The organism is Streptomyces sp. NPDC008137 (assembly GCF_042957035.1).
Taxonomy (GTDB): Bacteria; Actinomycetota; Actinomycetes; order Streptomycetales; family Streptomycetaceae; genus Streptomyces.
Genome location: NZ_JBIBHN010000069.1, coordinates 1 through 2,628 on the forward strand (window position 1 = coordinate 1; position 2,628 = coordinate 2,628).

Annotated in this window: 3 protein-coding genes; 1 reads left to right on the forward strand and 2 read right to left on the reverse strand. The window is 70.2% G+C overall.

Annotated features, from left to right (window positions below; all coding sequences use genetic code 11):
- Positions 1–187: 187 nt before the first annotated feature.
- On the forward strand, positions 188–1,003 hold the full coding sequence (locus tag ACFZBT_RS40745; protein ID WP_391115660.1) for an SAM-dependent methyltransferase: 816 nt from the start codon (positions 188–190) through the stop codon (positions 1,001–1,003).
- Between the two features lie 25 nt (positions 1,004–1,028).
- Here the strand turns inward: ACFZBT_RS40745 and ACFZBT_RS40750 are convergent, their stop codons facing one another.
- Together ACFZBT_RS40750 and ACFZBT_RS40755 are read right to left on the reverse strand one after the other, a co-directional pair.
- Entirely contained in the window at positions 1,029–1,937 is a 909-nt protein-coding gene (locus ACFZBT_RS40750) for a Scr1 family TA system antitoxin-like transcriptional regulator (protein ID WP_391115662.1), read from the reverse strand.
- 91 nt (positions 1,938–2,028) lie between these two features.
- A complete protein-coding gene (locus ACFZBT_RS40755) occupies positions 2,029–2,499 on the reverse strand; it encodes a nuclear transport factor 2 family protein (protein WP_391115664.1) in 471 nt (156 codons plus the stop codon).
- Between the last annotated feature and the right edge of the window lie 129 nt (positions 2,500–2,628).

Consider the following 2,628-nt stretch of genomic DNA (forward strand, 5'->3'; position numbering starts at 1 on the left):
TCCGCCTTGCAGCTGCACGCACCAGGCCCCGCTCACCGGCGTCGAAGAAGTGCTGCCGATTCCCTGCGCCGTGATCCAAACGACAGGCCCTAGGGAGGTCGAACTGCTGCAGCACGCCGAGGAGTTGATCCTGTCCATGCGGAAGAACGGTTAACGTGAAGCTCCACGACCACACGCAGGAGCGTCCATGACTGATCAGGCGGGGAACTCCGAGCAGGAGCCGCTCTCCAAGATCGACACCTCGGTTCCGCACTCGGCGCGGATCTGGAACTACTGGCTGGGAGGGAAGGACAACTACGAAGTCGACCGTGTGGCCGGTGACGCGTTCCGTGACATCTTCCCCGGGATCGAGACCGGGGCCCGCGCCGCCCGCTACTTCCTCGCCCGCGCCGTACGCCATCTCGCCGCCGAAGAGGGCATCCGCCAGTTCCTGGACATCGGCACCGGGCTGCCCAACGTGGACAACACCCACCAGATCGCCCAGCGGGTGGCCCCGGAGAGCCGGATCGTCTACGTCGACAACGACCCACTGGTGCTGGCCCACGCCCGTGCGCTGCTCACCAGCACGCCGGAAGGCGTCACCAACTACGTCGACGCCGACCTGCGCAAGCCGAGCACGATCGTCCGGGAGGCCGGGAAGACCCTGGACTTCGACCAGCCCGTCGCGCTCATGCTGATGGGCATCCTCGGCCACATCGAGGACCACGACGAGGCGCGCGAGATCGTGCGGCAGCTGGTGGACGCGCTGCCCTCCGGCAGCTATCTGGTGCAGTACGACTCCACCGACACCAGCGAGGACTACCTCCGGGCCATCAATCAGTACAACGACGGCGGCTCGATCCCGTACATCCTGCGCAGCCCCGAGCAGATCGCCCGCTACTTCGACGGTCTGGAGCTGCTGGAGCCGGGCGTCACGTCCTGCTCGCGCTGGCGTCCCGACGCCGAGGCCCTGGGCCTTCCGGCGGAGGTGCACCAGTACGGCGGTGTCGCCCTCAAGCGCTGAACCCGGCGGAACCCGGGGGCCTCGCTCAGGTCTCCTGAAGGATGCGGTGCAGGATGGTCGGAGTCTCGTCCGGCGACTCGGCTTCGACCACCAGCCGGTTCATGGCGTCCCAGTAGCGCTCGATGTCGGCCGGCCGGTCGGGATAGAGCGCGGTGGTGAGCTGCTCCAGGTAGACCACGTCGGGCAACTGGCCGCCGGGCAGCCGCAGAATGGTGACCGGACCGCCCTCCGCGGCATGCCCGCCGGAGAGGAACGGCAGGATCTGGACGGTGACCTGCGGCAGCCGGCACACCTCGATGAGATGCCTGAGCTGGGCGCGCATCACCTCCGGCCCGCCCACCGGGCGCCGCAGCGCCGCCTCGTCGATCACGGCCCAGAGCCGGGCCGCGCCGGGCTGCCGGTGCAGGATCCGCTGCCGGGTCATCCGCAACGCCACTCGGCGGTCGGTCTCCCGGGCGTCGGCGTCAGGGTGGCCGAGCCGGACCGCGGCACGCGCGTAGTCGGAGGTCTGGAGCAGCTCGGGAACGCGCTGTATCTGGTAGCAGCGGATGACGCTCGCCGCCTGCTCGGCACCGAGGTAGCTCTGCGTCCAGGAGGGCACCACGTCGCTGTAGTACTGCCACCAGGCATGGGTGTTGGCCTGTTCGGCCAGCGCCAGCAGCGTGGCGCGTTCGGCCTCGTCCGTGACGCCGTAGTGCGTGAGCAGGTCGGCGACGTCCCGCAGCTTGAACCCGTGGCGCCCGGCCTCCATGCGGCTGATCTTGGAGGGAGAGGCACGGATGACGTCACCCGCCTCCGCCCTGCCGATGCCCCGCGCGTCCCGCAGCCTGCGCAGCCGGGCGCCCAGCGCCAGCCGGGGCACCATGGGCCCGGCGGATCTCCCGTCCAGGACTCCGCTGAAGGGCGACGTTCGAGCGGCCTCTTCGGTGCCCATGGGCATGTCTCCTTGCGGTGGTACGCAACGCCGCACGCGTGAGACGCCACGGCTCGTTCATCCTAGAGGCCCTGCCCGGCCCCCTTCCGGCTTATGCCGAAGGCGAGTTCGGTCGCGGAGTGGGACCGCCGAAGGGCAGGTGCAGCGTCCGGGAGGCGAGCAGCCAGGCGCCGTCGGCCCGGCGGAAGACGTCCTCGTAGTGCCCGGCCTGGACCGGCGGTCCGGCCGGGATGACGCCGCCGTCGTAGCCGTCGACGCGGTACGTGGTGAAGTACGAGGTCGCCCTGGCGGTGTCCGGGGACTCCACGGTGACCAGGACGTTGGACATCATGCGGCGGGAGAGCCGGTCGGCGGGGCGGGAGGCGAAGTAGGCGCGCAGGGCGTCGCGGCCCTCGACCAGCCGCCCGTCCCGCGGCCACTGCCAAACGCCGTCCTCGGTGAACAACTCGGCCACGGAGGACGGGTCGCCCAAGTCGAGCCGGTGGACGAAGCCGAGGATCAGGCGCTCGCAGGCGCGCTCGGCGAGGAGGCGCTCGATGGGGTCCATGAGGTCCATGGACATGGTTTCTAGCACCCCGCCCGGACGGCCACGCGGGCACCTAGTAGTGCTTCGTTAGGTTGTGGGCTGTCTGCGGCTGCTCCGAGGGCGGGGCAGGGGGCGGCCGCAGGTGGTGCAGGTACCGGTCCAGCA

Bases quoted from the DNA above. Each gene is read 5' to 3' on its own strand.
- ACFZBT_RS40745 (WP_391115660.1), top strand. From the start codon at position 188: ATGACTGATCAGGCGGGGAACTCCGAGCAGGAGCCGCTCTCCAAGATC.
- ACFZBT_RS40750 (WP_391115662.1), bottom strand. From the start codon at position 1,937: ATGGGCACCGAAGAGGCCGCTCGAACGTCGCCCTTCAGCGGAGTCCTG.
- ACFZBT_RS40755 (WP_391115664.1), bottom strand. From the start codon at position 2,499: ATGTCCATGGACCTCATGGACCCCATCGAGCGCCTCCTCGCCGAGCGC.